A 25,260-nucleotide genomic window follows, 5' to 3' on the forward strand; every position below is an offset into this window, starting at 1 on the left:
ATATCTTGATTCCATGTCGACCTCGCGACCTCGCGCCTTCGCCGCCCTGTCCATCGCCACGCTCGCTCTGACCTCCGTCGTCGGAACTGCTGGAACAGCCGTCGCGGCTGACACGTCAGACGCCGCCAAGGTCGTTCGTGCGTGCCTCAAGCTCAAGACGGGCAAGATCCGCATCGTCGACACGAAGACGAGCTGCCGGCGCGGCGAGGCCCGCATCCTCTGGCTGCGTGACAACTACCCGACCCAGGGCAAGGACGGCGCTACCGGTGCTGCCGGGCCTGCGGGAGCCACCGGAGCGGCCGGAGCGCCCGGCGCTGCCGGTGCCACCGGCCCCGCGGGAGCCACTGGTGCGACCGGTGCGACCGGTGCGACCGGAACAGCAGGCGCGAACGGAGCCACCGGCGCGACCGGTGCGACCGGTGCGACCGGTGCGACCGGTGCGACCGGAACAGCAGGCGCGAACGGAGCCACCGGCGCGACCGGTGCGACCGGAACAGCAGGCGCCACCGGTGCGACCGGTGCGACCGGTGCGACCGGAACAGCAGGCGCCACCGGAGCCACCGGTGCCACCGGTGCGACCGGAACAGCAGGCGCGAACGGAGCCACCGGAGCCACCGGCGACATCGGCCCTGCGGGCCCGACCGGGCCTACGGGAGCAACAGGGGCGACGGGTGCGACGGGTGCGACGGGCGTCAACGGAGTGGCGGGCACCACCGGTGCCACCGGCGCGACGGGAGGCATCGGACCCATCGGCGCGACCGGACCGACCGGCGCGACCGGCGCCACGGGAGCCACCGGCGCGACCGGCGCCACGGGAGCGACGGGTGCCACCGGAGCCACCGGCGGCATCAGCGGCATCTACTACAAGTCCTCCGCCGCATCGGCCGCGTACGGCAGCCTCGACCCGAACGTGGCGACCACCAGCTGCAACGCGGGGGGAATCGCGATCGGAGGCGGCCTGTCCAGCGGCACCCCCAACACTGTCTCCGCCAGCTATCCCAGCAACGCCAGCGGTACCGCCAGCACGACCTCCCCGTCGTCATGGACCGTCACCTACTACCCCGACCCCACCGCGACGGCGATCACGGCCTACGCCGTCTGCGCACCCGGAGCGACCCCACCCGTCTGATCAGGCGGTTCGCCGCCCCCAAAGCTTCGCCATCACGGGCCCCCAGCTGCGCTCGTGGGAGGTACCCCAGCTGCGCTCCCTGGCGATCGGCGGGCGGCGCGGGGTCTCAGTCGACAAAGGTCGCGACCTGGTCGATCGGGGCGCGGGTCGACGTGAACCCGGACGACGGGTGCTCGGAATCGGGGCGGCCGAACGAGATGCCGCAGACCACCAGGCGATCGTCGGGCAGCCCCAGCACCTCGCGCACAGCAACTACTGCTGCGCCGACGGCGGCACGCACGTCCGCCTGTCGATGGCGGCCGACGCCCTGGCCGAGCACCTCGTCGACCGTCGCGACGACACCGCGCTGGCCTTCCTGGCCACCCCCACCGACACGTTCGCCGTCCCGGCCGAGGAGGTGCGGATCGCCAACGACGCCTACTCCTCGCTCGGCATCGGTGCCCTGCGCAGCTGATCAGCTCACACGTCGCACGGCCCCTGGGGTGCGTCGCAGAAGTCGATCGCGAAGGGCTTGTTGACGATGAACAAGAAGGTGACGCTCTCGGTGGGAGTCGCGCCGTGCTGCATCTTCCCTCCCTCGGGGAACCAGACGAACGACCCGGGCCCGTACTCGCCGTCATGCGTCATGAGGATGCCCTCCAGGACGTAGATGCCGTGGGCGCAGGGGTGCGTGTGCCACGTGGTCACGTGACCGGCCGGGTAGACGATCTTGATGACCGACATGCCGGTGTCCGGATCGTCGATGAGCGGGAGCACGTCGAGCTCGACGCCGAGCTCGGGGATCGGCAGCTTTCCCCACGGAGCGCTCGTGGTGTCGACCACCTGCAGCTGGGTGACCGGAGTGGTTGTGGTGGTCATGACAGTCCCTTCGACGACTCCGGCACCGTGCGCGCCGACTCATGGGTCCAGCATCGGCGTCGCGCATTTCCTGACGATGTCGAACGATGTGTCACTGGGGCGACGAATCGTGACGTCCGTGTTTCGCAGCGGATCGGACTCCGAGGTGACCCCGATCTGCTGAGCGGTCTCAGTCGACGAACGTCGCGACCTGGTCGATCGGGGCGCGGGTGGACGTGAACCCGGCCGACGGGTGGTCGAGGTCGGGGCGGCCGAACGAGATGCCGCAGACCACCAGGCGATCGTCGGGCAGCCCCAGCACCTCGCGCACCGCGGGCGTGACCTGCGCGATCGCGGCCTGTGCGCACGTGCCGAGCCCCAGCGCCTGGGCCGCGAGCATGAACGAGTTGACGTAGAGGCCGCAGTCGATCGCGCCGTAGACCCCGAGATCGGCGTCGGTCGTGACGATCGCGACGTGCGGTGCCCCGAAGAACTCGAAGTTGCGCAGCATCTGGGCCGCCGAGGCGTCGCGGTCGCCGCGCTCCACGCCGACCGCACCGTACAGCTGCCAGCCGACCTCCTTGCGACGCTCGTCGTAGACGCCGGTGTATGCCGCCGGGAACGGGAAGTCGGACGGAGCGGGCTGGCCGAACATCGCGATGACGTTGTCGACCGCGGCCTTCGACAGCGACTCACGGGCCTCACCCGACACGATGTGCACCTGCCACGGCTGCGTGTTGCACCACGACGCGGTGTGCTGCGCAGCACCAAGCAGCTGCTCGATCGTCGCGCGGGGCACCTCGTCGGGCAGGTAGCCGCGGCAGCTACGGCGGCCGGTCAGGAGTCTGTCGAGCGTCTCGAAGTCGTGCTGGCCGGTCATGTCGTCTCCCATGGTCATCGCCCCTCGAAGACGGGCCGGCGCTTGCCCATGAAGGCACTCGTGCCCTCGGCGAAGTCGGCGGTGTCGAACAGCTGGACCTGCAGGTCGCGCTCGCGGTCGAGGGTGTCGTCGAGGTGCCCGAGCGTCGCGGCGGTGATCGCGGTCTTCGTCGCCCGGTAGGCCGCTCCCGCGCCCTGCGCCAGACGGTCGACGAGCTGCTCGACCTCGGCGGCGAAATCGTCATCGGGCACCGCACGGTGGATCAGCCCGCTCTCCGCGGCCCCGGACGCAGAGAGCCGCTCGCCGAGCAGCGCCATCGCCGAGGCGCGGGCCCGTCCGATCGAGGCGGCGACGACCGCGGTCGCGCCGCCATCGGGCATCAGGCCGATGTTCGTGAACGGCAGCAGGAAGTAGGCCGACTCGCGGGCGATCGTGATGTCGGCGGCCAGGGCGACCGAGCAACCGAGCCCCGCTGCCGGCCCGTTGACCGCTGCGACCACGGGAACGGGTGCGGAGACGATCGCCCGGGTCAGGGCGTTGGCCAGGTCCATCGGTTCGGTGCCGCTGATGGGTCCGTCCAGGCGTGCACCGGTCGAGAACGCCCGCCCGGCACCCGTGAGCACGATGACCCGCGTCGTGCCGGGAGCCCTCTCCACGGCATCGGTCGCGGTGGCCACCATGTCGCCGGTCAAACCGTTGAGCCGGTCGGGATCGTTCCACGTGATGGTGCGGACGGCACCGACGTCATCGACCAGCACGGGTGCGTTCATGTCGTCAGACTAGGCGACCCCTGGCCACCGTGACAGTGGTGGTGGCAAGATCGGCACATGTCACTCGCGGGAAAGACCATCATCATGTCCGGCGGCAGCCGCGGGATCGGCGAGGCCATCGCGGTGCGCGCCGCCCGCGACGGGGCCAACGTCGCCCTGCTGGCCAAGACCACGGAGCCGCACCCGGCGCTGCCCGGCACGATCCACACCGCCGCCGCGGCCATCGAGGCCGCCGGAGGGCACGCACTGCCGCTCGTCGGCGACATCCGCGACGACGCCTTCGTCCTCGACGCTGTCGCGCGGACGGCCGAGGCCTTCGGCGGCATCGACATCGTGGTCAACAACGCCTCGGCGATCGATCTGTCGAGCACCCGCGACGTGACCATGAAGAAGTACGACCTCATGAACGACATCAACTCTCGCGGCTCGTTCCTGCTCGCCAAGTCGTGCATCGACCACCTGGCAGCAGCCGACAACCCGCACGTCCTGACCCTGTCTCCGCCCATCTCCCTCGACCCGAAGTGGTTCAAGACGGCGACGGCCTACACGATCGCGAAGTTCGGGATGAGCCTCGTGACGCTCGGCCTGAGCGAGGAGCTGCGCGAGCTCGGCATCGCCGCCAACTCGCTGTGGCCCCGCACGGCGATCGACACCGCCGCGGTGCGCAACGTCGTCGGTGCCGGTCTCACGACGCACTCCCGCACGCCGGCGATCATGGCCGACGCCGCCTACGAGATCCTCGTCCGTCCGAGCCGCGAGTGCACCGGCAACTTCTTCATCGACGATGACGTGCTCGAGGAGGCGGGGGTCACCGACTTCTCGATCTACCTCAACGGCGGCGAGGAGTCCGAGCTCGCGCTCGACTTCTGGGTCGAGCCGAAGGGTCCGCACGACCCGACCCTTTCGCTGCACTGACGATCGCTGGTAGACCGGTCGGCATGAGCAGCCACATCACGGTCACCCCGTTCCTCTGGTTCGACGCCGACGCCGAGCAGGCGATCGAGCGCTACCTGTCGATCTTCGACACCGCCGAGCTGCTGAGCGAGCAGCGCAACCCTGACGGTTCGCTGTTCGTCGGCGAGATCAGCCTGCAGGGGCAACGGCTCACGCTGCTCAACGGCGGACCGCACTTCACGCTCACCGAGGCGTTCTCGCTGTCGGTCAGCGTCGAGACGCAGGAAGAGGTCGACGAGATCTCGGACGCCCTGATCGCCGGAGGCGGACATCAGTCGCAGTGCGGCTGGCTCGTCGACGCCTTCGGGCTCAGCTGGCAGATCGTCCCGACGACCCTTCACCGCCTGCTGGGCGACCCCGACCGCGAGGCCGCCGGACGGGCGCAGGCCGCCATGATGACGATGCAGCGGTTGAGCATCCAGGGTCTCGAGGATGCCTTCGCAGCCCGGAAGGACTAGTCCGTTCGGATCAAATCTGCACGACGCGCGCCGAATCCGCCCGCATGACGCGATCCCCTCGTAACGTCGATGGCGAGGGGAAGGTTTCACACAGCATGAGCGTCTACCTGTTCGACATGGGCGGCCAGCCGGTCGCCTTCCGTCGCACCTGGTCCGATCCGCACGTCTTCGATCTCGAGGGGCACCGCATCGGGTGTCTGCCGTGGGAGGACAACGACGTCGTCGACCTCGACGGCCGCTACCTCGGCACCGTCGTCGACGACCGCCTCGTCCGCCGCAATGACTGGTGCGAGCGCCAGTGCTCCCGCATCCCGGACGATCCCGGCCCCGCCGAGCCCACGGGCAGCCCGTTGACGCCGCATCACTTCCCGAACTGCTTCGCCTACGAGGACGTCCTGGTCCACCACCACGCGTGAGCGGTCAGACGTCGTCGATCTGCACCTCGGCCTCGACCCCGAGCGCCAGCGTGCGGCTGACGGTGCACAGCCGTGTCTCAGCCTTGTGGATCGCATCGGGCAGCAGCGCCCTGGCCCGCTCGCCCGCCTCGCCCTCGGGGAAGGCGACGTCGAACCGCATCAGCAGGTCGACCAGGTGGTTGCCGAGCTCGTCGCGGATCTTGTCGGCCCGCGTGTGGACGTCGAAGGTCGTGGGCTCGGCCCGCCGCGACACCAGCGGGTCGACCGTGATCGCGGTGCACCCGGCCAGTGCGACGAGCAGCAGCTCGACGGGCGTGAAGTCGTCGGTCGACCCGTCGCCGATCTCGAGGGTCGTGCCGCGGACGTTGGTCGCGCGGTAGCGGGACGGGCCGGTGCGGGTCAGCTCGACGCTGCGCTCGGTGTCGTCCGACATCAGTGCGCCTCCCTCGCCGGCAGGCCGAGCCGCGCGACCGCCGCGTCGTGCAGGTGCACGACCTCGCGGCGGATGTCGGCCCGCTCGACCACGGGGCCCAGCCACGGGACGGTCGCCGATCTCGTCGTGCCGTCGACCTCGACGTCCCACGTGCCACCGGCGGCGTCGACGCCCGTCATCGAGGCTGCCGAGGCTGCCGGGTCGACGAACGCGCGGACGATCGTGAGGCTGTCGTCGGTGTGGTCGTCGTTCATGTGGTGGAGGATCGCGCCCACCACCTCGGCGGAGAAGGTCGTCATGACCCGACGGTATCTCCCGAGCGCGACCGACAGATAGTGCGAGGAGGGCGCCCGGCCCGGAGACTGGAGCCATGTCATCCCCCCGCAGTCTTGTCACCGGCGCGACCGGCTACGTCGGCGGCCGCCTGGTCCCCCAGCTGCTCGAGGCCGGCCACACCGTGCGGGTCATGGTGCGCGACGAGCGCAAGGCCCGCGCCCACGAGTGGTCGCACGGCGTCGAGATCGCGGTCGGCGACGGCACGAGCGACTCGGACGTGCGAGCCGCGATGGAGGACGTCGACGTCCTCTACTACCTCCTGCACTCGATCGGGACGGGCGACGACTTCGGCAAGACCGAGCACGACATGGCCCAGCGGTTCGCCGACGCCGCCAAGGAGGCCGGCGTCAGCCGCATCGTCTATCTCGGCGGCATGATCCCCGAGGGCGAGGAGCTCTCGGAGCACCTCAGCTCGCGCGGCGAGGTCGGCGACGTGCTGCTCGCGTCGGGCGTGCCGACGACCGTCCTGCAGGCCGGCGTCGTGATCGGCTCGGGCTCGGCCTCGTTCGAGATGCTGCGCTACCTGACCGAGCGGCTGCCCGTCATGGTCACCCCGAAGTGGGTCAACACCCGCATCCAGCCCATCGCGATCCGCGACGTCCTGCGCTACCTCGTGGGCTCCGCCGCGATGCCGTCCGAGGTCAGCCGACGCTTCGACATCGGCGGCCCGGAAGTGCTGACGTACCTCGACCTGATGCAGCGGTTCGCCGGCATCTCGGGCCTGCCGAAGCGTCGCGTCCTGAAGGTGCCGCTGCTGTCGCCGGGGCTCTCGAGCCACTGGATCGGCCTCATCACGCCCGTGCCGGCGAGCCTGGCCCGTCCGCTCGTGGAGTCGCTGCGCAACACTGTCGTCGCCGCCGACACCGACATCAAGGAGCTCATCCCCGACCCGCCCGAGGGCCTGATCGACTTCGACCGCTCGGTCGAGCTCGCACTGACCAAGATCCAGGACCTCGACGTGCCGACGAGCTGGTCGTCCGCCGCCACCGCCGGCGCGCCCGCCGAGGGCCTGCCGACCGACCCCGACTGGGCGGGCGGCTCGCTCTACAAGGACGAGCGCACCCGCGAGGTCAACGCCAGCCCCGCCAACCTCTGGAAGGTCATCGAGGGGATCGGCGGCCGCAACGGCTGGTACTCGTGGGCGCTCGCGTGGTGGGTGCGCGGCGTGCTCGACCGGTTCGCCGGCGGTCCGGGTCTGCGCCGCGGCCGCCGCAACCCGCAGGATCTCGTGGTCGGCGACGCCCTCGACTTCTGGCGGGTCGAGGACACCGACGACGCGACGTTCCTGCGCCTGCGGGCCGAGATGAAGCTGCCCGGGCTGGCCTGGCTCGAGATGCAGGTCGGCTCGACCGAGGGCGGCACCACGACGTTCCATCACCGCGCCCTGTTCGCGCCCAAGGGCCTGCTGGGACACGCCTACTGGTTCGCGATCCTGCCGTTCCACGGCATCGTGTTCGGCTCGATGCAGCGCAACATCGCCAAGGCCGCCGAGGCTTTGGAGGAGCAGCCGACATGACGTCGTCCGGCGCCCAGCAGGTGCGGCACAGCGACCTGCTCAAGCACGGCGCCCGGGTGGGGCTCGTCGCCTATGGTGTCGTCCACCTCGTCATCGCGTGGATCGCCCTGCAGGTCGCGTGGTCCGGCGGCGGCGACGCGAGCAGCGGCGGCGCCCTACGGACCGTCGCCGAGCAGCCGTTCGGGCGCACCCTGCTGTGGCTCACGGTCGCGGGTCTCGCGGCGCTCGTGGTCTGGCAGCTCGGCACCGCCGTGTGGGGGTATCAGACCGAGGACGGCGCCAAGCGGGCGCGCAAGCGTCTCGGGGCAGCCGGGCGCGTCATCGTCTACGGGGCGCTCGCCGTCTCGGCCGCGAAGATCGCCGCCGGGACGGGCGGCGGGTCGGGCGGCGACTCGAAGGAGGAGGGCCTCACCGCCGACCTCCTGGGTGCGCCGGCCGGACGCTTCCTCGTCGCGGCCGTGGGGCTCGCGATCATCGCGCTCGGCATCCGGCAGGTGCATCGGGGCGTGACCGACTCCTTCACTCACGACCTCGAAGGTCCGGCCACGTCGGGCGACTCCGGATCCGTCGTGGTCCTGCTGGGGCGGGTCGGCTACGTCGCGAAGGGTGCCGCGGTCGGCGTCGTCGGCATCCTGTTCGGCTGGGCCGCCCTGGCGTACGACCCCGAGAAGGCCGGTGGGCTCGACGACGCCCTCCAGACCGTCCGCGACCAGCCATTCGGTCCGTACCTGCTGAGCGCCGTGGCCCTGGGGCTCGCGGCGTTCGGCCTGTTCTGCTTCGCCTGGGCCAAGAACCCCCGCACGCGCTGAGCCGTCCACCGGAGCCCGGGTTGCTACACTCTGCTACAGGAGTGTGACAGTCATGCGGACCATCCCCCATCGAGAGCTGCGCAACAACAGCAGCGCCGTGCTGGCCGACGTGAAGGCCGGCGAGACCATCGCCGTGACCAACAACGGCGAGATCAGCGCCATCCTGGTGCCTCCGTCGACGAGCGCGTACGACCAGATGGTGGCTGCGGGTCTGGTGTCACGCGCCCGCCGACCCGGGCACGCCCGTGACATCGCCAGGATCGTGCCGTCGCGCACGTCGCAGGATGTTCTGGACGAGCTGCGCTCCGACCGATGAGCCTCCACTACGCCGACACCTCGGCCTGGCTGAAGCTCGTGGTCGACGAGGCCGAGACCGAGCCGATGCTCGACCACCTCACTGCGGTGCAGACGGCGGGCGGACGCTTCGCCTCGTCCCAGCTCCTCGCCACCGAGCTGCTCCGCGCGGGGGGTCGTCTCGGGGTCAACGCTGCCGGCATCGACGACGCCTTGGCCGAGATCGACCTCGTCCTGCCGACAGCTCAGACCTATCGACTCGCCGGACGCCTGCCGGGCGCATCGCTGCGATCGCTCGACGCCCTGCACCTGGCCACGGCCCTCGAGACCGGCGCAGACGCCTTCGTCACCTACGACCTGCGACAGGCCGACGCCGCCATCGACGCCGGCCTGCGCGTCGTCGCGCCCGGCACCTGACCGCGCGGTTGCATCCGCACGGCGCGGGCAACAGAATGTCCGGATGGATCTCTTCCGCATCAAGTCCGTCGAACGCTCCATCGCGGAGACCGACGAGCCCGAGACCCGGCTCAAGAAGGAGCTCTCGGCGTGGGACCTGACGGTCTTCGGCGTCGGCGTGATGGTCGGCACCGGCATCTTCGTGCTGACCGGGGAGCAGGCCTACAGCAACGCCGGACCCGCGATCGTCATCTCGTTCGTCATCGCCGGCATCGTGTGCGGCCTTGCGGCGCTCTGCTACGCCGAGTTCGCCTCGACGGTGCCCGTCGCGGGCAGCGCCTACACGTTCTCGTACGCGACGCTCGGTGAGCTGATCGCGTGGATCATCGGCTGGGACCTCGTGCTCGAGCTGGCCCTCGGGGCGGCGGTCGTGGCCCGCGGCTGGTCGGCCTACCTGCAGTCGCTGTTCGACCTGCCGACCTGGCTGGCCGGCGACGAGGCGATCCCCGACTTCGGCGCCATCGCGATCGTCTTGGCGCTGACGGCCCTGGGCGTCTTCGGCACCAAGCTGTCCGGACGGTTCACGAGCGTCCTGGTGATCGTCAAGGTCGCAGTCGTGACGTTCGTGATCGTGGCGGGACTGTTCTTCATCAAGGCGTCCAACTACACCCCGTTCGTGCCCGACTCCCAGCCCAGCAAGGGCGAGTCGGGGCTCGACTCGACGCTGCTGCAGTCGATCTTCGGCGTCGACCCGACGGTGTTCGGCGTGTACGGCATCATCGCGGCGGCTTCCGTCGTGTTCTTCGCGTTCATCGGCTTCGACGTCGTCGCGACGTCGGCCGAGGAGACCAAGAACCCGCAGCGCGACATGCCGCGCGGCATCCTCGGCTCGCTCGCGATCGTCACGGTGCTGTACGCCGCGGTGTCGTTCGTCGTGACGGGCATGCTCAAGTACAGCGACGACCGCATGAACACCGCCGCCCCGCTCGCGGAAGCCTTCAAGGCCAACGACCTCGACTGGGCCAGCAAGCTCATCTCGGTCGGTGCCGTCGCCGGCCTGACGACCGTCGTGCTCGTCCTGATGCTGGGTCAGTCGCGCGTGCTGTTCGCGATGTCGCGCGACGGCCTGCTGCCCGTCAGCCTCGCGAAGGTGCACCCCCGCTTCGGCACGCCCTACCGCATCACGGTCATCACGGGCCTGTTCGTCGCCGTCCTCGCGGGCTTCGTGCCGCTGTCGGAGCTGTCGAAGCTCGTCAGCATCGGGACGCTGTTCGCGTTCGTCGTAGTGTCGGCCGGGGTCATCATCCTGCGCCGCACCCGCGCCGACCTCGACCGCCCGTTCCGGGTGCCGGCCGTGCCGCTCATCCCGATCCTGTCGATCGCGGCGTGCCTGTGGCTCATGGTCAACCTGTCGGTCGAGACGTGGGTGCGATTCCTGATCTGGCTCGCGATCGGCTTCGTCGTCTACTTCGCGTATGGCTACAAGTCGTCGCGACTCGGCAAGGGTCTCAGGCAGGCGGAGGTCGACGGCGACGTCAGCGGTGGGCCGTCGACGTGAAGTGATGAGTCGCGGCGTCGACGATCATCTGCGGATCGGCCTCGAGGACACCCTCGATCCAGGCCGTGACCAGCTCTGCGACGCCGCCGATGAACATCGTGGCGGCGATCCGGCCCTCGACCTCGTCCCACGCCTCGACGCCGTACAGGCCCCGCGCCTCGTGCGCCGCGAGCTCGGCGAAGCGCCGCAGCAGCTCGGCGCGGTGGGGCCTCAGGGCATCGATCGACATCGACTCGACGATCGCCACCCGCCCCTTGCGTGGGTCGTCGGTCAGGATCTCCACGAACGCGCCGATGCCCGCCCGGACGCGTTCGGTGGGATCGCCCGTGGCGGCGCCGAGCGCCGCGACCGACCGGTCGGCGATCTGCTCGGCGATGCCGTCCATGACGGCCCGTAGCGCGGCGTCGAGGCCGTCGAAGCTCTCGTAGAAGTAGCGCTCGGTCAGGCCCGCCTCGGCGCAGATGCGGGTCATCGTGACCTTCGGTCCCCCGTCGCGGCCCCACACCTCGAGGGTCGCCTCGAGCAGCCGTGCGCGGCGCTCGGCCGTCCGCTCCTCGGCCGACCGACCCTTGTACGTCCCCGCCTTGACCGCCATGCGCCCATCTTGACAGAGCGTCCTGTCTGAATGCAAGATGCCGGTGTGACCCAGACCACCACCCTTCCTCCCCGCCGCCGCGGCCTGCCCTGGATCGGGCAGACGATCCACTACGTGCGCAATCCGATGTCGATGATGCGCAGCCAGTACGACGGCTGGGGTCCCGTGTCCGACACGGCCTTCCTCGGCAAGCGCTGGACGATGCTGCTGGGGCCCGATGCGTGCGAGGCGGCGTTCCGCAACGCCGACAAGGCCTTCGCGAGCGGCGAGGGCTGGGGCTACCTCGTCGGACCGTTCTTCGACCGCGGGCTGATGCTGCTCGACTTCGACGAGCACCACCGCCACCGCCGCATCATGCAGTCGGCGTTCACCCGCGACCGGCTCGAGGGCTACACCGCCGCGCTGCAGCCCGCCGTGTCCGCGGGCCTCGCGCACTGGCGCACCGGGCCCGACTTCCGGGCCTACCCGGCGCTCAAGGAGCTCACGCTCGACCTCGCCACCGAGGTGTTCATGGGCGGTGCCGAGCTCACGACGCCCGACGAGCTCGAGCGCGTCAACCAGGCGTTCATCGACTGCGTGCAGGCGGCCACCTCGATCGTCCGCGCCAACGTGCCCGGCACGCGGTGGGGCCGGGCACTGCGGGGACGACGCCTGCTCGAGGAGTTCTTCGGCCGCCACCTCGAGGCCAAGCGCAGCAAGCCGGGCGACGACCTGTTCTCGGTGCTGTGCCACCTCGAGACCGACGACGGCGAGCGGTTCAGCGACGCCGACGTCGTCAACCACATGATCTTCCTACTCATGGCCGCGCACGACACGTCGACCATCACGGTCTCGACCATGATGCAGCAGCTGGGCCAGCACCCCGAGTGGCAGCAGCGATGCCGCGAGGAGGCCCTCGCCCTGCCGGACAACCCGACGATGAGCGAGCTCGACGGGCTCGTCGCGATCGACCTGGTCATGAAGGAATGCCTGCGGCTCGTGCCGCCCGTGCCCATGGTGGCCCGCAAGGCCGTCAAGGACACCGAGGTCCTCGGGCACCACATCCCGGCCGGACGCCTCGTGGCCGTCATGATGCACCTGTCACACCACATGCCCGAGCTGTGGGACGACCCAGAGCGGTTCGACCCCGAGCGGTTCGCCGACCACCGCCGCGACGACAAGGTGCACCGTCACGCCTGGGACCCGTTCGGGGGAGGCGTCCACAAGTGCCTCGGCCTGTTCTTCGCCGGGGCCGAGGTCAAGACGATCCTCGTGCACCTGCTGCGCCAGTACGAGTGGACCGTCGACCCCGGCTACGTCGCCCCCATGAGCTACGCCTCGCTGCCCTTCCCGAAGGACGGACAACCCGTCCACCTGACCCGCCGCTGACACCCATCGACCCCAGACCCCTGCCCCCAAGCCCCAGGAGCGCCATGTCCCGCATGCTGACCAACCAGGTCGTCGCCATCACCGGAGCCGGTCGTGGCATCGGTCTGGCCGCTGCCAGGCAGTTCGCCGCCGCAGGAGCGATCGTCGTGATCGGCGACCTCGACGACGACGTCGCGGCCAAGGCGGCCCTGGCGGTCGGCGGCCGCGCCGTCGCGCACGTCGTCGACGTCGCCGACCGCGAGTCGTTCGCCCGCTTCGTCGACCTCGCCCGACAGCAGGGACCCATCGACGTCCTCGTCAACAACGCCGGCATCATGCCGCTGTCGCCCCTCGTCGACGAGACCGACGCGGCGACCGACCGCATCATCGACGTCAACCTGCGCGCGGTCATCACCGGAACCAAGCTCGTGGCTCCCGAGATGATCGCGCGGGGCCACGGGCACATCATCAACATCGCCTCTGCCGTCGGCCGCATCGCCGTGGCCAACGGCGCGACGTACAGCGCGAGCAAGTACGCCGTCATGGGGTTCTCCGAGGCCATGCAGTCCGAGCTCGCGCCCTCCGGTGTCGACGTGTCGTGCATCCTGCCGACCGTCGTCGACACCGAGCTGGCTGCAGGTGTCTCGGCGGCCAAGGGCATGCGTGCCGTCAGCCCCGACGAGGTCGCGGCCTCGATCGTCAAGGTCGCCCAGAAGCCACGGTTCGAGACGTGGGTGCCGGCGTGGAGCAAGGGACTGTTCTACTCCATGAACGTCCTGCCGCGGCGCGTCCGCAACGGTGCCGGTCACGCGATCGGAGCCGACGAGGCACTGCGGGCGGTCGACGTCGACGCCCGCGCCGAGTACGAGCGGCGCGCTCGCCGCTAGCGGGTTCCCCAGGTGAACCGGTGGGTGTGGGTGCGGTAGTACGTGAAGGTCTGCAGCCCCCGCACCCCCGGCACCGACCTGATCTGGTCGTTGACCACGGCGTAGAGGGCGTCGTGGTCGGGCGCGATCACCTCGACGAGCAGATCGGCGGGCCCCGCGGCCACGACGACGTAGATGACGGCGTCGATCGCGCCGATCGCGCCGGCGACCGGCTCGACGTCGCCCTCGACCTCGATCGTCAGCATCGCCATGCTGCGGTAGCCCAGCTGGAGGGGATCGGTGACGCCGATGACGCGCAGGATGCCGCGCTCCTGCAGACGGAGCACGCGAGCGCGGGCAGCACCTGACGAGAGGCCGGTCGCGGACGCGAGGTCGGAGTACGGGAGGCGGCCGTCCTCCTGCAGCAGCGTCAGCAGCTGACGGTCGGTCGCATCGAGTCCGTCGTCGGGTGAGGGTGTCACGTGGACACCCTAGACCACCGCGAACAGCAGAATCGGCAGTGCTTAGACCGTTTCACACACGATCTTGCGGCCTTGAATCCGTCTGGCCCTATGATCGGGAGCACCAGCGTCGGCGTCCGGCGCCGTCTGCACCCGGAGGATCCATGGACCCCGTCACCACCGGCCTTCCTCGGCCGGCCGTCACCGTCGACCAGGCCATCGCGTTCGCGCGCGAGCACTTCGGTGTCGACGGCACCGGTGTCGAGCTCGGCAGCCAGCAGGACCGCAACGTCCTGCTGACCACCCCTGGCGGCACCCGCTACCTGTTCAAGGTCAGCAACCCGGTCTTCACGCGTGCCGAGATCGAGGTACAGAACCTCGCCATGCGCCATCTCGCGGAGCGCGGGCACGTCACGCCGCAGCCCACCGCAGCCCTGGACGGCGCGGAGATCGTCGAGGTCGACGTCGACGGTGTGCCGCACGCCGTGCGCCTGCTGACCTTCGTGCCCGGTGCGCCCCTGTCGTCCGGGGGCGCACCCTGGCCGGCCACGCTCGCGCGGATCGGCCAGCTGGCCGGACAGATGACGGCCGCGCTCGCGGACGTCACCCACCCGGGCCTCGAGCGCGACCTGCAGTGGGACCTGCGTCAGGGCGAGGCGGTCGTCGCCGAGCGGCTCCACCTGATCGAGGACCCCACGCGGCGGGAGTCGGTCGAACGGGCACTGCGCCGCGTGACCGCCGATCTCGACCCCGTGCGGGACGCGCTGCCGACCCAGCCCGTCCACGGCGACCTGACGACCGACAACCTGGTCGGCGACCGCGACCACGAGGGCGTCCTCCGGCCCACCGGCATCATCGACTTCGGCGACGTCATGACCAGCTGGCGGGTGGCCGAGCTGGCCGTCGCGTGCAGCGCGGTGTTCCGGCACGAGCCCGACCGGCCGCTCGCGATCCTGCCCATGGTCGCGGCCTTCGATGCCGAGGTGGGTCTCACCGATGACGAGCTGGCTGCGCTGTGGCCGCTGATCGTCCTGCGCGGCACGACCCTGGTGGTCAGCGGTGCCGAGCAGCTCGCGGTCGACCCGAACAACGCGTACGCCGCGGCCGCTCTCGACGACGAGTGGGCGATGTACGAGGTGCCTGCCGCCCAGGATGCCGCCGTCATGACCGCGGCGATCCGGCTGGGCCTCGGACGCCCGGTCGCAGAGCCCGCGTCACCGGCCGGCATCCGCCCCTTGGCGAGCTCACTCGTCGATGGGCCCCCGGCGATCGTCCGGCTCGGACACGACAGCGATGCCCTGTGGGACGGCGTCTGGCTCGAGGACGGCCCGGCGCAGGAGGAGGTGGCCCTCGGCGATGCCGTGTCGCGCGCCCCGGCGGCCATGACCCTCTTCGGCGAGGCCCGGCTCACCCGCGCCCGCGCCAACAGCCGCGACGAGCCGACGAACGTCGCCCTTGCCTGCGACCTGCGGACAGCGTCGCCCGTGACGCTGACGGCCCCCTTCGACGGCACCGTCGGCCACCGCGCGGGAGCCCTCGTCCTGACGGGCCGCGACCACGCCGTCGTCCTGCGCATTCCGTCGGTCCATGGAGCCGCCGGCGACGGCGACGTCCTCGCGGCCGGCGACGCGTTGGCGACGACCAATCGTGCGACGGTGTGGCTCACCGTGCCGGCGGCCGTCGCCGACAGCCTGCCGCCGGCCTTCGTCAGGTCGTCCGAGCTGCCCGCCTGGCGCACTCGGGTGCTCGATCCGGCGCCCTTGCTAGGCACCGAGCCGTCGCCGGCCCCGACCCGCGACGCCGTCGACCTGCTCGAGCGCCGCACCGGGGCCTACGCGCCCTTGCAGGAGCACTACTACGCGGCCCCGCCACAGATCGAGCGCGGATGGCGTGAGCACCTGGTCGACACGACTGGTCGGCACTACGTCGACATGGTCAACAACGTCTCCGTCCTCGGGCACGGGCACCCCGAGGTGGCGGCCACGGCCGCCGACCAGTGGCGCCGGCTCAACACCAACTCACGGTTCCACTACGCCGCCGTCGCCGAGCTGAGCGAACGCCTGCTCGCGACCGTCCCCGACGAGCTCGACACGGTCCTGCTGGTCAACAGCGGCTCGGAGGCCGTCGACCTGGCGCTGCGACTGACCCGCGCGTTCAGCGGACGCGAGGACGTCCTGTGCGTCACCGAGTCGTACCACGGTTGGACAGTCGCCTCGGACGCCGTCTCGACCTCGACATCGGACAATCCGCTGGCCGAGCAGACCCGTCCCGGATGGGTGCACACCGTCGAGCTCCCCAACGCCTACCGCGGCACGCACCGAGGAGCCGGTGCCGGCGAGGCCTACGCGCGCGACGCCGTGGCCGAGATCGAGCGACTGTCGCGGGCCGGCACGCCGATCGGCACCTGGATCGCCGAGCCGCGCAACGGCAACGCCGGCGCGATCGGTCTGGCCGACGGATTCCTCGCCCCGGTCTTCGAGGCGATTCGCGCGGGTGGCGGCATCTGCATCTCCGACGAGGTGCAGGTCGGCTACGGACGGCAGGGCGAATGGTTCTGGGGCTACGAGGAGCACGGTGTCGTGCCGGACGTCATCACGATGGCCAAGGCGATGGGCAACGGGCACCCGCTCGGAGCCGTCATCACCAGGGCGGAGATCGCGCAGGCCCTGGCCGACCAGGGCACGTTCTTCTCGTCCTCGGGCGGCAGCACGCTGAGCAGCCGCATCGGCGCGACGGTGCTCGACGTCATCGAGCGCGACGGGCTGCAGGAGAACGCCCGCATCGTCGGTGCGCACCTCAAGAGCGAGGTCGAGCGACTCGCCGAGAGGCATCCCCTCATCGGCACGGTCCACGGCCGTGGGCTCTACCTCGGCATCGAGCTGGTGCGCGACCGCGAGACGCTCGAGCCGGCACCCGACGAGACCGCCGCGCTGTGCGACCGCATGCTGCAGCTCGGTGTCGTCGTGCTGCCGACCGGCGACCGGCAGAACGTCCTCAAGGTCAAGCCGCCGCTGTGCATGTCGCGCGACAGCGTCGACTTCTTCGTGGCCCGGCTCGACGAGGCCCTCGGCGGCTGACACCTCCCCGGAGGACTAGGGCAGCAGCGGCTCGACGCGATAGCCCATCGTCAACGTCTCGCCGGGACCGACGATCCGGACGCCCGGCTTGTCGCGCAGCTCGCCGGCGAAGTCGATCGGGGCCGCTCCGCCCACGCACGGCTCGAGGCACAGCAGGTCTGCTCCGGTCGGGCGCGACCAGACCACGAACACGTCGACCGCGTCGTCCCAGGTCATCCGGATGCCGCGGCCGGACGGGGCGAGGTAGCTCAGCCCGCGGCTGGCGACCTGATCCATCACGATCGCATCGGCGGCGAACAGACCGGGATCGAGCCGCAGCGTGCCGCCGACGACGGGCGTCGGCTGCGCCTCGGGCAGCACGAGGGTGTGGTCGAGGCGGCGGATGGGGGCGGGTTCGGGCTCGTCGAAGACGACCACGTGGTCGGTCCTTGCCACGCCGGGCTCCAGCGGCCAGGCGAAGGCGGGATGCGATCCGATCGAGACCGGTATCGGCGAGTCACCGGGATTCAGCACCTCGTAGGTCGTGGCGAGCCCGACGTCGTCCATGACGTAGCGCGCAGTGAGCTCGAAGGCGAAGGGGAACCGCGCGCGCGTCTCGGCGCTGTCGCTCAGCTGCAGCGTCGCCGACGACTCAGTGGCCTCCACGACGTCCCACTCGAGGTCGCGGGCGAAGCCGTGCTGCGTCAGCGGGTACGTCGCGCCGTCGACCGTGATCGTGTCGTCCGGCACGCGACCGACGATCGGGAAGAGGATCGGCGCATGGCGGCGCCACTCGGCACCCGCCTGCCAGAGCAGCTCGTGACCCGTCGCGTCGCGCAGGGAGTGCGGCTCGGCACCCAGGGGCGAGATGTCGGCCGTCCCGGCACCCCCGCGCAGGCGCAGCACGTCACAGCCCCCTGACGTCGTAGGTCTCGCCGGCGTCCTGCGTCGCGGCGAAGACCGCGTCGAGCAGCTCGCGAGCCGTCGCGCAGCCCAGCAGCCGCAGCTGGTCGAGCGGCCCGAGCGGGGCGATCGCCGCGAGCTGCCACAGCGCGTCGACCGGGTCGTCGCTGAGCTGGACGGCGGGCGACCAGCTGAGGTCGTCGAACTCGCTGGCACGCGCCAGCGTCCGGCGCACCAGCGCCTCGGTCTGGTCGAACCGCTCCCGCAGCTCCTCGTCCCACTCCAGGGCGGGCAGGTCGCGGACGCGGGCTCGTGGGTAGGGGTGCTCGCCCAGCCACTCGACGACCTCGATGCGGCGGGTGCCCTCGCCGAGCAGGGCCAGGTAGCCGTCGGCGACCTTGAGCTCGGCGACCTGCGCGATCGTGCCGACGTCGAAGCGCTTCTCGCCGCCGCCGACCTCCTGGCCGCGCTCGATCAGCACGACGCCGAACTCGGCGGGCCCGTCGGGGAGCAGGTCCTGCAGCATCTGCAGGTAGCGCGGCTCGAAGACCCGCAGGGGCAGCGGCATCGCCGGGAACAGCACCGAGCCGAGGGGGAACATCGCGATCTCGGTGACGTCGTCCATGCCGACCATCCCACCACGCGACCGCCCGGCGGCAACCCGAACCCGCCCGACGTCAGGCCAGCGCCGGGGCGGCCTCGGGTCGTGCGTGGTGGCGGCCGCGCGGCACGATCATCGGCGTGCCGCTCACCGGGTCGGGGACGACCTCGCAGGCCAGGCCGAAGACGTCGGTGATGACGTCGGCGGTGATGACGGCTGACGGCGGACCCTCGGCGACGATCGCACCCTTCTTCATCGCGATGATGTGGTCGGCGTAGCGGCACGCGAGGTTGAGGTCGTGCAGCACGATGACGACGGTCTTGCCCGACTCGCGGTTGAGATCGGTCAGCAGGTCGAGCAGCTCGACCTGGTGGTTGATGTCGAGGTACGTCGTGGGCTCGTCGAGCAGCAGCAGGTCGGTGTCCTGTGCCAGGGCCATCGCGACCCACACCCGCTGGCGCTGGCCGCCCGACAGCTCGGCGATGTTGCGGTGCTCGAGATCGGTCGTGCCAGTGGCCTCGAGAGCCGCCGCGACCGCCTCGTCGTCGTCCGCGTTCCACCGTCGGAACCAGCCCTGGTGGGGGTAGCGGCCGCGGCCGACGAGGTCGCCGACCGAGATGCCGTCGGGGGCGACGGGCGTCTGGGGCAGCAGGCCCATGACCTTGGCGACGTCGATGCTCTTCATGTCCTGCACCGAGGTGCCGTCGAGCACGACCCGGCCCGACCGGGGGCTCAGCAGCCGGGCGAGTCCACGCAGCAGCGTCGACTTGCCGCAGGCGTTGGCGCCCACGATGACGGTGATGCGGCCGTCGGGGATCTGGACGTCGAGGTCCTTGACGATGTCGACGTCGGCGTAGCCGAGGGTGAGGTTCTCGGCCCGCAGGTCGTGAGAGGTCATCCGCCGCGTCCTTCCCGGTTGACGGTGGCGAGGAGCCAGATGAGGTAGGGCGCGCCGATGATGCCGGTCACGACGCCTGTCGGCAGGGGGGTGGGCAGCACCTGCTGCGCCACGAGGTCGGCACCCAGCACGATGACCGCTCCCACCAGTCCGGCGGCCAGGATGCCGCCCGAGGGGCCTGCCAGCCGCTGCGCGATGGGGCCGGCGATCAGGGCGACGAACAAGATGGGTCCGGCGACGGCGGTCGCGAAGCCGATCAGGACGATCGAGATGCCGAGGAGGGCCAGTCGGTTGAGCTCGACCCTCGACCCGAGCGCCTTGGCCGTGTCGTCGCCGAGCTCGAGGGTGCGCAACGGCCGCTCGAGCACCAGCGCGACCGGCACGATGACGACGACGGCAACCAGCAGGGTGCGCAGCTCGCCGGCTCCGGACTGGCCCACGGTGCCCGCGAGCCACGTCATCGCCTCGCGTGCCTCGTAGAGCTCGGCCCGCGAGATGACGTAGCCGACGATCGAGAGCATGAACTCCGAGACGCCGATGCCGATCAGGATGAACCGGTAGCCCGAGATGCCGTCGCGCCACGCCAGCACGTAGATGAGCAACGCGGTGAGCAGTGCGCCCACGAGGGCCGAGCCGGAGATCACCGAGCTGCTGGCGTTGAACAGCACGATCGACGAGACCGCGAACAGGCTGGCCCCCGACGAGATGCCGACGAAGTCGGGCGACGCCAGCGGGTTGCCCAGCAGCTTCTGGAACACGATGCCCGCCACGCCGAGCGCGATGCCGACCGCGAGCCCGGCCGAAGCCGTCGGGAGCCGCAGGTCGCGCACGATGAAGTCGTTGGTGGGGTCGTCCCCGATCCCCAGGACGGCCTTGACGACGCCAAGCGGCGAGACGTAGTACGAGCCGACCATCATCGTGAGAACGAACAAGCCCAGGACGAGCGCGGCCAGCACGATCGTCACGACGGTCGCGCGACGGTGGCGGTGGCGGCGTCCTGCGCGGACGACGGGTACGTCGAGGGTCGAGGTCATCGCGATCAGAGCTCCGCGAGGTTGCGGTAGCGGACGAGCAGGATGAAGGCCGGGGCCCCGAGGACACCGATCACGACACCGACCTGCAGCTCGCCGGGCGAGATGATGAGGCGACCGACGATGTCGGCGGCGAGCAGCACGATGGGTGTGAGCAGCAGCGAGTACGACAGGATCCAGCGGTAGTCGGGGCCGCAGATCATCCGGGCCAGGTGCGGCACGATGAGGCCCACGAACACGATCGGGCCGCAGGCGGCGGTGGCCGCGCCGCACAGCACCGCGACGGTCACGAACATCATGACGCGGGTCAGCCGCACCCGCTGGCCGAGGGCGAGAGCGAGGTCCTCGCCGAGGGCCAGGCCGTTGAGGGCCCGGCCCGTGCCGAGCGCCAGCACGATGCCGAGCGCCAGGAACGGGAGGGTCTGCCAGAACACCGGGAAGTAGCGACCGGCGAGCGACCCGACCTGCCAGAAGCGCAGCTCGTTGAGCGCCGAGACGTTGGTCATGATGATCGCCGACGTGAACGACGACAGGATCGCGGTGACCGCCGCCCCGGCGAGGGCCAGCTTGACCGGCGTGGCCCCTTCGCGTCCGAACGAGGCGATGCCGTAGACCACGACGGTGGCCAAGCCGGCGCCGGCGAAGGCGAACCAGACGTAGGTGCTGACCGACTGGACGCCCAGCACCATGATGCCGAACACGATGAACGCCGCCGCGCCCGCGTTGATGCCCATGATGCCGGGATCGGCCAGCGGGTTGCGGGTGACGCCCTGCAGGATCGCGCCGCTCAGGCCGAGCGCCGCGCCGGCGACGATGCCGATCAGGGTGCGGGGCACGCGCAGCTCGCGGATCACGGTCTCGGACGCGTTGCCGGGGTCGTAGTCGTCGAACGCCTTCCAGATCGTGGAGAGGCCGACGCCGCGGGCACCCATCGTGATGCTGAAGAAGCACACGACGGCCAGCACGCCGATCAGGATCACGAAGCCGGTCGAGAGCACGGCCCGGGAGCGGTGGGTCGGGCGCTGCTCGGAGGCAGGCACGAGGCGGTCGCTGACGGTCATGGCCCCGTCAGCCTAACTTAGGTATGCCTTGCCAATCCACCGTGCCTGCGTCACAGCGGACGGGACGGATCTTTCGACGTATAGGTCGTCCCGGCGACCCGAACGTCGACACGTCAGTCATGCACGACGCCCCCGCAACCCTGGGGGCTGCGGGGGCGTCGTCGCGGACGAGCTCGGACGAACGTCCTCAGACGTACTTCTCGCCGTTCTTGCTCTTCTCGAGCAACGAGGCCGGCGGGGTGAACCGGTCGCCGTACTTGGCGGCGAGCTCCTGGGCGCGAGCCGTGAAGGCCTCGATGCCGATCGAGCCGTCGGCGGCCTCGTAGCCGTTGACGTACTGGATCGCTCCACCCTGCAGGGCCGGGAAGCCGATGCCGAAGATCGAGCCGATGTTGGCGTCGGGCACCGACAGCAGTCCCTCGTCGAGGCACTTGATCGACTCGATGCTCATGATGAACGTCAGCCGCTCCTTGAGGTCCTCGAAAGCCGGCTGCTCGTCGGCGACCGGGAACTGCTCGGCCAGTCCGCTCCAGAGTCCCTGGCGCTTGCCGTCGACGTACTCGTAGAACCCCGCACCCTTCAGGCGGCTCGGGCGGCCGAGCTCGATCATCGTGTCGATGACCTTCTCCGACGCGCTCTCGGGCCACGCCTGTCCGGCCTCTTCGGCAGCGGCCTTCGACTCGTTGCGGATCTTGACCATGAGCTCGAGGTTGAGCTCGTCGCTGAGCTGCAGCACAGGAGCCGGGAAGCCGGCCTGCGTCGTGGCCCGCTCGATGCTGACGGGCGAGACGCCCTCGGACAGCATGCCGACGCCCTCGTTGACGAACGTGCCGATGACGCGGCTGGTGTAGAAGCCGCGGCTGTCGCCGACCACGATCGGCGTCTTCTTGATCGCCTTGGTGTAGTCGATGACGCGCGCGATGGCCTCGTCGGACGTGTCCTTGCCGGCGATGATCTCGACCAGCGGCATCTTGTCGACGGGCGAGAAGAAGTGGATGCCGATGAAGTCCTCGGGACGATCGACGCCGTCGGCGAGGATCGTGATGGGCAGCGTCGACGTGTTGGAGCCCAGCAGGGCGTCGGACTTGACGACCTTCTGCACCTCGCCGAAGACCTCGTGCTTGAGCTTGACCGACTCGAAGACGGCCTCGACGACGAAGTCGCAGCCCTCAAGGTCGGCGTAGTCGTCGGTCGGCGTGATGAGTGCGAGGAGGGCATCGGCCTTCTCCTGCGTCAGACGTCCTCGCGAGACGGCCTTGTCGACGATGGTCTGGCTGTAGGCCTTGCCCTTCTCGGCGGCCTCGAGCGAGATGTCCTTGAGCACGACCTGCATGCCGGCCTTGGCCGAGACGTAGGCGATGCCCGCGCCCATCATGCCGGCGCCGAGGACGGCGACCTTCTCAGCCTTGGTGGGCGCGATGCCCTCGGGGCGCGACTTTCCGGCGTTGATCGCGCCGAGGTCGAAGAAGAAGGCCTGCGTCATGTTCTTGAACTGCTGGCCGACGATGAGCTCGACGAGGTAGCGCGACTCGATGCGGGTCGCAGTCTCGAAGTCGACCTGCGAGCCCTCGACCGCGGCGCTCATGATGTTGCGCGGCGCCTTGTAGAGCGCGCCCTTGGTCTGCTTGCGCAGGTTGGCCGGGAACGCCGGCAGGAACGCGGCGAACTTCGGGGTGGACGGCGTGCCGCCCGGGATGCGGTAGCCCTTGCGGTCCCAGGGCTGGGTCGCGGCCTCCTCGTTGCCGGCGTTGGCCTCGATCCAAGCCTTGGCGGCCGGGATCAGCTCGTCCTGCGTCGCGACGACCTCGTCGACGAGGCCCTCCGAGAGCGCCTTGGACGGCTTCATCTGCTGACCCTGCAGCAGGAACTTCATGAGCGCGTCGGAGATGCCGAACATGCGGACGGTGCGGGTGACGCCACCGCCGCCGGGCAGCAGGCCGAGCGTCGCCTCGGGCAGGCCGATCGAGTAGCCGCCGTCGACCGCGATGCGGTGGTGGGCCGCGAGCGCGATCTCGAGCCCGCCGCCGAGCGCGGCGCCGTTGATCGCCGCGACGACGGGCTTGCCGGACGTCTCGAGCTTGCGGAGCGTGGCCTTGATGCCCTCGACCTCGTCGAACAGACGCTGGGCGTCCGCCGGGGTCGACTGGGTCATGAGCTTGAGGTCACCGCCGGCGAAGAAGGTCTTCTTGGCCGAGGAGATGATGACGCCCTGGACCGAGTCGGGGTCGTCGGTGATCTGCTGGACCAGCCGGTCGACGGCCTTGGCCATCGAGGCGGAGTAGTCCTGGTTCATCGTGTTGGCACTCTGGTTGGGATCGTCGAGGACGAGGTTGACGACGCCGCCCTCGGCCTCGTAACGCACTGCTTCGGTCATGGGTGTGTCTTTCTGGTCAAGAAGAAGGAGGAGGAGACGAGCGGAGGGATCAGCGGAGGCGCTCGACGACGGTGGCGATGCCCATGCCGCCGCCGACGCACAGCGTGGCCAGGCCGTAGCGCTGGTCGCGACGCTCGAGCTCGTCGACGAGCGTGCCGAGGATCATCGCGCCGGTCGCACCCAGCGGGTGACCCATCGCGATCGAGCCGCCGTTGACGTTGGTCTGGTCGTGCGGGTAGCCGCCGAGGTCCTTCATGAGGCGCAGGGCGACGGCCGCGAAGGCCTCGTTGATCTCGAGCAGGTCGATGTCGCCGATGCTGAGACCGGCACGCTCGAGGGCCTTGAGGCTGGCCGGGCCGGGGCCCGTCAGCATGATCGTGGGATCGGATCCCGAGACCGCGGCCGAGACGATGCGCGCGCGGGGCTTGAGACCGTGGCGCTCGCCGGCCTTCTCGTTGCCGATCAGCACGAGGGCCGCGCCGTCGACGATGCCCGAGGAGTTGCCGGCGTGGTGGACGTGGTCGATCTTCTCGACCCAGTGGTACTTCTCGAGGGCGACGGAGTCGAAGCCGCCCTGGTCGCCGATCTGCGCGAACGAGGCGGGCAGCTTGCCGAGGCTCTCGGCCGTGGTGCCCTCGCGGACGAACTCGTCGTGGTCGAGGATCGTCAGGCCCGAGGCGTCCTTGACCGGGATGACCGAGTTGGCGAAGTAGCCGTTGGCGATGGCCTTGGCGGCGCGGGCCTGCGACTCGGCGGCGAAGGTGTCGACGTCGTGGCGGCTGTAGCCCTCGATCGTGGCGATCAGGTCGGCACCGATGCCCTGCGGCACGAAGTCGGTGTCGAAGGACGTGCGGGGGTCCATGGCCCACGCGCCGCCGTCGGAGCCCATCGGGACGCGGCTCATCGACTCGACTCCACCGGCGAGGATCAGGTCCTCCCAGCCCGAGCGCACGCGCGCCGAGGCCTGGTTGACGGCCTCGAGGCCCGAGGCGCAGAAGCGGTTGAGCTGCACGCCGGCGACGGTGTCGGGCAGCCCGGCGGCGAGCGCCGCGGTCTTGGCGATGTCGCCGCCCTGGTCGCCGACGGGCGACACGCTGCCGAGGACGAGGTCCTCGATGCCGTCGGTGTCGAGCGTGGGGTTGCGCTTGCGCAGCTCGTCGACCAGACCGGTGACCAGCGAGATCGGCTTGACCTCGTGGAGCGATCCGGTCTTCTTGCCGCGGCCACGCGGCGTGCGGATGGCGTCGTAGACGAAGGCCTCGGTCATAACGGATTCCTTTG

27 protein-coding genes are annotated in these 25,260 nt (G+C 70.4%); 13 read left to right on the plus strand and 14 right to left on the minus strand.

What is annotated here, in order from left to right:
- Positions 1–13 precede the first annotated feature (13 nt).
- A complete protein-coding gene (locus JOF40_RS04640) occupies positions 14–1,129 on the plus strand; it encodes a hypothetical protein (RefSeq protein WP_188111678.1) in 1,116 nt (371 codons plus the stop codon).
- 169 nt (positions 1,130–1,298) lie between these two features.
- Positions 1,299–1,583, plus strand: a complete 285-nt coding sequence (locus JOF40_RS04645; protein WP_129180544.1) for a hypothetical protein — start codon at positions 1,299–1,301, stop codon at positions 1,581–1,583.
- A 5-nt stretch (positions 1,584–1,588) separates the two neighbouring features.
- Here JOF40_RS04645 and JOF40_RS04650 read toward each other — a convergent pair whose 3' ends face one another.
- The 3 genes from JOF40_RS04650 to JOF40_RS04660 form a co-directional block, all read right to left on the minus strand.
- Positions 1,589–1,987, minus strand: a complete 399-nt coding sequence (locus tag JOF40_RS04650; protein WP_129180546.1) for a cupin domain-containing protein — start codon at positions 1,985–1,987, stop codon at positions 1,589–1,591.
- Between the two features lie 169 nt (positions 1,988–2,156).
- The gene (locus JOF40_RS04655) at positions 2,157–2,846 is read right to left on the minus strand and encodes a nitroreductase (protein ID WP_129181907.1); all 690 of its coding nucleotides are present in this window, start codon (positions 2,844–2,846) and stop codon (positions 2,157–2,159) included.
- Between the two features lie 14 nt (positions 2,847–2,860).
- On the minus strand, positions 2,861–3,616 hold the full coding sequence (locus tag JOF40_RS04660; RefSeq protein WP_129180548.1) for an enoyl-CoA hydratase-related protein: 756 nt from the start codon (positions 3,614–3,616) through the stop codon (positions 2,861–2,863).
- A gap of 57 nt (positions 3,617–3,673) precedes the next feature.
- Between JOF40_RS04660 and JOF40_RS04665 the strand changes: the two genes are divergently transcribed.
- The 3 genes from JOF40_RS04665 to JOF40_RS04675 all read left to right on the plus strand — a co-directional run bounded on the left by JOF40_RS04665 (position 3,674) and on the right by JOF40_RS04675 (position 5,444).
- Positions 3,674–4,531 carry an SDR family oxidoreductase gene (locus JOF40_RS04665; RefSeq protein WP_129180550.1) on the plus strand — a complete coding sequence of 286 codons (858 nt, stop codon included), beginning with the start codon at positions 3,674–3,676 and terminating at the stop codon, positions 4,529–4,531.
- A 23-nt stretch (positions 4,532–4,554) separates the two neighbouring features.
- Positions 4,555–5,028, plus strand: a complete 474-nt coding sequence (locus JOF40_RS04670; RefSeq protein ID WP_129180552.1) for a VOC family protein — start codon at positions 4,555–4,557, stop codon at positions 5,026–5,028.
- Positions 5,029–5,123: 95 nt separating this feature from the next.
- Entirely contained in the window at positions 5,124–5,444 is a 321-nt protein-coding gene (locus tag JOF40_RS04675; RefSeq protein WP_129180554.1) for a hypothetical protein, read from the plus strand.
- Positions 5,445–5,448: 4 nt separating this feature from the next.
- Here JOF40_RS04675 and JOF40_RS04680 read toward each other — a convergent pair whose 3' ends face one another.
- Together JOF40_RS04680 and JOF40_RS04685 are read right to left on the minus strand one after the other, a co-directional pair.
- Positions 5,449–5,877 carry an OsmC family protein gene (locus tag JOF40_RS04680; RefSeq protein WP_129180556.1) on the minus strand — a complete coding sequence of 143 codons (429 nt, stop codon included), beginning with the start codon at positions 5,875–5,877 and terminating at the stop codon, positions 5,449–5,451.
- Positions 5,877–6,176 (minus strand): DUF2470 domain-containing protein, encoded by a 300-nt coding sequence (locus JOF40_RS04685; protein WP_129180558.1) that lies wholly within the window; start codon positions 6,174–6,176, stop codon positions 5,877–5,879. The genes JOF40_RS04680 and JOF40_RS04685 overlap by 1 nt, the downstream gene beginning before the upstream one ends.
- A 71-nt stretch (positions 6,177–6,247) precedes the next feature.
- Here JOF40_RS04685 and JOF40_RS04690 point away from each other — a divergent pair, with 71 nt between their 5' ends.
- The 5 genes from JOF40_RS04690 to JOF40_RS04710 are packed head-to-tail and all read left to right on the plus strand — an operon-like array spanning position 6,248 to position 10,786.
- A complete protein-coding gene (locus tag JOF40_RS04690; RefSeq protein ID WP_129180560.1) occupies positions 6,248–7,729 on the plus strand; it encodes an SDR family oxidoreductase in 1,482 nt (493 codons plus the stop codon).
- A complete protein-coding gene (locus JOF40_RS04695) occupies positions 7,726–8,538 on the plus strand; it encodes a DUF1206 domain-containing protein (protein WP_129180561.1) in 813 nt (270 codons plus the stop codon). Before JOF40_RS04690 ends, JOF40_RS04695 begins: the two co-directional genes overlap by 4 nt.
- Positions 8,539–8,590: 52 nt before the next feature.
- Entirely contained in the window at positions 8,591–8,854 is a 264-nt protein-coding gene (locus JOF40_RS04700) for a type II toxin-antitoxin system Phd/YefM family antitoxin (protein ID WP_188111679.1), read from the plus strand.
- Positions 8,851–9,249 carry a type II toxin-antitoxin system VapC family toxin gene (locus tag JOF40_RS04705; protein ID WP_129180565.1) on the plus strand — a complete coding sequence of 133 codons (399 nt, stop codon included), beginning with the start codon at positions 8,851–8,853 and terminating at the stop codon, positions 9,247–9,249. Before JOF40_RS04700 ends, JOF40_RS04705 begins: the two co-directional genes overlap by 4 nt.
- 43 nt (positions 9,250–9,292) lie before the next feature.
- A complete protein-coding gene (locus JOF40_RS04710) occupies positions 9,293–10,786 on the plus strand; it encodes an amino acid permease (RefSeq protein WP_129180567.1) in 1,494 nt (497 codons plus the stop codon).
- On the opposite strand, the gene JOF40_RS04715 is transcribed toward JOF40_RS04710, so the two are convergent.
- Positions 10,764–11,381: a TetR/AcrR family transcriptional regulator gene (locus JOF40_RS04715; protein ID WP_129180569.1), complete on the minus strand. Its 618-nt coding sequence runs from the start codon at positions 11,379–11,381 to the stop codon at positions 10,764–10,766. The two genes, JOF40_RS04710 and JOF40_RS04715, sit on opposite strands and share 23 nt — an antisense overlap.
- Before the next feature lie 45 nt (positions 11,382–11,426).
- On the opposite strand from JOF40_RS04715, the gene JOF40_RS04720 reads away from it, so the two are divergent.
- Both JOF40_RS04720 and JOF40_RS04725 read left to right on the plus strand, forming a co-directional pair.
- Positions 11,427–12,749 carry a cytochrome P450 gene (locus JOF40_RS04720; protein WP_246152754.1) on the plus strand — a complete coding sequence of 441 codons (1,323 nt, stop codon included), beginning with the start codon at positions 11,427–11,429 and terminating at the stop codon, positions 12,747–12,749.
- A 44-nt stretch (positions 12,750–12,793) separates the two neighbouring features.
- The gene (locus JOF40_RS04725; RefSeq protein WP_129180573.1) at positions 12,794–13,615 is read left to right on the plus strand and encodes an SDR family oxidoreductase; all 822 of its coding nucleotides are present in this window, start codon (positions 12,794–12,796) and stop codon (positions 13,613–13,615) included.
- On the opposite strand, the gene JOF40_RS20170 is transcribed toward JOF40_RS04725, so the two are convergent.
- On the minus strand, positions 13,612–14,076 hold the full coding sequence (locus tag JOF40_RS20170; RefSeq protein ID WP_129180575.1) for an Lrp/AsnC family transcriptional regulator: 465 nt from the start codon (positions 14,074–14,076) through the stop codon (positions 13,612–13,614). The two genes, JOF40_RS04725 and JOF40_RS20170, sit on opposite strands and share 4 nt — an antisense overlap.
- Before the next feature lie 143 nt (positions 14,077–14,219).
- Between JOF40_RS20170 and JOF40_RS04735 the strand changes: the two genes are divergently transcribed.
- A complete protein-coding gene (locus JOF40_RS04735; RefSeq protein WP_129180577.1) occupies positions 14,220–17,132 on the plus strand; it encodes an aminotransferase in 2,913 nt (970 codons plus the stop codon).
- A 15-nt stretch (positions 17,133–17,147) separates the two neighbouring features.
- On the opposite strand, the gene JOF40_RS04740 is transcribed toward JOF40_RS04735, so the two are convergent.
- The 7 genes from JOF40_RS04740 to JOF40_RS04770 all read right to left on the minus strand — a co-directional run bounded on the left by JOF40_RS04740 (position 17,148) and on the right by JOF40_RS04770 (position 25,246).
- Positions 17,148–18,017, minus strand: a complete 870-nt coding sequence (locus JOF40_RS04740) for an aldose 1-epimerase family protein (protein ID WP_129180578.1) — start codon at positions 18,015–18,017, stop codon at positions 17,148–17,150.
- A gap of 1 nt (position 18,018) precedes the next feature.
- Positions 18,019–18,639, minus strand: coding sequence for an LON peptidase substrate-binding domain-containing protein (locus JOF40_RS04745; RefSeq protein WP_188111680.1), 621 nt, complete (start codon positions 18,637–18,639; stop codon positions 18,019–18,021).
- Positions 18,640–18,691: 52 nt separating this feature from the next.
- Positions 18,692–19,513 carry an ABC transporter ATP-binding protein gene (locus JOF40_RS04750; RefSeq protein ID WP_129180583.1) on the minus strand — a complete coding sequence of 274 codons (822 nt, stop codon included), beginning with the start codon at positions 19,511–19,513 and terminating at the stop codon, positions 18,692–18,694.
- On the minus strand, positions 19,510–20,547 hold the full coding sequence (locus JOF40_RS04755) for a FecCD family ABC transporter permease (protein ID WP_129180585.1): 1,038 nt from the start codon (positions 20,545–20,547) through the stop codon (positions 19,510–19,512). Before JOF40_RS04755 ends, JOF40_RS04750 begins: the two co-directional genes overlap by 4 nt.
- A 5-nt stretch (positions 20,548–20,552) precedes the next feature.
- Positions 20,553–21,605 carry a FecCD family ABC transporter permease gene (locus JOF40_RS04760; protein ID WP_129180587.1) on the minus strand — a complete coding sequence of 351 codons (1,053 nt, stop codon included), beginning with the start codon at positions 21,603–21,605 and terminating at the stop codon, positions 20,553–20,555.
- A 187-nt stretch (positions 21,606–21,792) separates the two neighbouring features.
- Positions 21,793–23,979 carry a 3-hydroxyacyl-CoA dehydrogenase NAD-binding domain-containing protein gene (locus tag JOF40_RS04765; protein WP_129180589.1) on the minus strand — a complete coding sequence of 729 codons (2,187 nt, stop codon included), beginning with the start codon at positions 23,977–23,979 and terminating at the stop codon, positions 21,793–21,795.
- A 49-nt stretch (positions 23,980–24,028) separates the two neighbouring features.
- Entirely contained in the window at positions 24,029–25,246 is a 1,218-nt protein-coding gene (locus JOF40_RS04770) for an acetyl-CoA C-acetyltransferase (protein ID WP_129180591.1), read from the minus strand.
- Positions 25,247–25,260 lie beyond the last annotated feature (14 nt).

The sequence above is a fragment of the Aeromicrobium fastidiosum genome, assembly GCF_017876595.1.
Classification (GTDB): Bacteria; Actinomycetota; Actinomycetes; order Propionibacteriales; family Nocardioidaceae; genus Aeromicrobium; species Aeromicrobium fastidiosum.

Coding starts and splice junctions, on each gene's coding strand:
- JOF40_RS04750 (WP_129180583.1), bottom strand. CDS start 19,513: ATGACCTCTCACGACCTGCGGGCCGAGAACCTCACCCTCGGCTACGCC.
- JOF40_RS04670 (WP_129180552.1), top strand. CDS start 4,555: ATGAGCAGCCACATCACGGTCACCCCGTTCCTCTGGTTCGACGCCGAC.
- JOF40_RS04680 (WP_129180556.1), bottom strand. CDS start 5,877: ATGTCGGACGACACCGAGCGCAGCGTCGAGCTGACCCGCACCGGCCCG.
- JOF40_RS04665 (WP_129180550.1), top strand. CDS start 3,674: ATGTCACTCGCGGGAAAGACCATCATCATGTCCGGCGGCAGCCGCGGG.
- JOF40_RS04735 (WP_129180577.1), top strand. CDS start 14,220: ATGGACCCCGTCACCACCGGCCTTCCTCGGCCGGCCGTCACCGTCGAC.
- JOF40_RS04675 (WP_129180554.1), top strand. CDS start 5,124: ATGAGCGTCTACCTGTTCGACATGGGCGGCCAGCCGGTCGCCTTCCGT.
- JOF40_RS04695 (WP_129180561.1), top strand. CDS start 7,726: ATGACGTCGTCCGGCGCCCAGCAGGTGCGGCACAGCGACCTGCTCAAG.
- JOF40_RS04770 (WP_129180591.1), bottom strand. CDS start 25,246: ATGACCGAGGCCTTCGTCTACGACGCCATCCGCACGCCGCGTGGCCGC.
- JOF40_RS04650 (WP_129180546.1), bottom strand. CDS start 1,987: ATGACCACCACAACCACTCCGGTCACCCAGCTGCAGGTGGTCGACACC.
- JOF40_RS04765 (WP_129180589.1), bottom strand. CDS start 23,979: ATGACCGAAGCAGTGCGTTACGAGGCCGAGGGCGGCGTCGTCAACCTC.
- JOF40_RS04745 (WP_188111680.1), bottom strand. CDS start 18,639: ATGGACGACGTCACCGAGATCGCGATGTTCCCCCTCGGCTCGGTGCTG.
- JOF40_RS04640 (WP_188111678.1), top strand. CDS start 14: ATGTCGACCTCGCGACCTCGCGCCTTCGCCGCCCTGTCCATCGCCACG.
- JOF40_RS04655 (WP_129181907.1), bottom strand. CDS start 2,846: ATGACCGGCCAGCACGACTTCGAGACGCTCGACAGACTCCTGACCGGC.
- JOF40_RS04715 (WP_129180569.1), bottom strand. CDS start 11,381: ATGGCGGTCAAGGCGGGGACGTACAAGGGTCGGTCGGCCGAGGAGCGG.
- JOF40_RS04685 (WP_129180558.1), bottom strand. CDS start 6,176: ATGACGACCTTCTCCGCCGAGGTGGTGGGCGCGATCCTCCACCACATG.
- JOF40_RS04755 (WP_129180585.1), bottom strand. CDS start 20,547: ATGACCTCGACCCTCGACGTACCCGTCGTCCGCGCAGGACGCCGCCAC.
- JOF40_RS04760 (WP_129180587.1), bottom strand. CDS start 21,605: ATGACCGTCAGCGACCGCCTCGTGCCTGCCTCCGAGCAGCGCCCGACC.
- JOF40_RS04700 (WP_188111679.1), top strand. CDS start 8,591: ATGCGGACCATCCCCCATCGAGAGCTGCGCAACAACAGCAGCGCCGTG.
- JOF40_RS04725 (WP_129180573.1), top strand. CDS start 12,794: ATGTCCCGCATGCTGACCAACCAGGTCGTCGCCATCACCGGAGCCGGT.
- JOF40_RS04690 (WP_129180560.1), top strand. CDS start 6,248: ATGTCATCCCCCCGCAGTCTTGTCACCGGCGCGACCGGCTACGTCGGC.
- JOF40_RS04705 (WP_129180565.1), top strand. CDS start 8,851: ATGAGCCTCCACTACGCCGACACCTCGGCCTGGCTGAAGCTCGTGGTC.
- JOF40_RS04710 (WP_129180567.1), top strand. CDS start 9,293: ATGGATCTCTTCCGCATCAAGTCCGTCGAACGCTCCATCGCGGAGACC.
- JOF40_RS04660 (WP_129180548.1), bottom strand. CDS start 3,616: ATGAACGCACCCGTGCTGGTCGATGACGTCGGTGCCGTCCGCACCATC.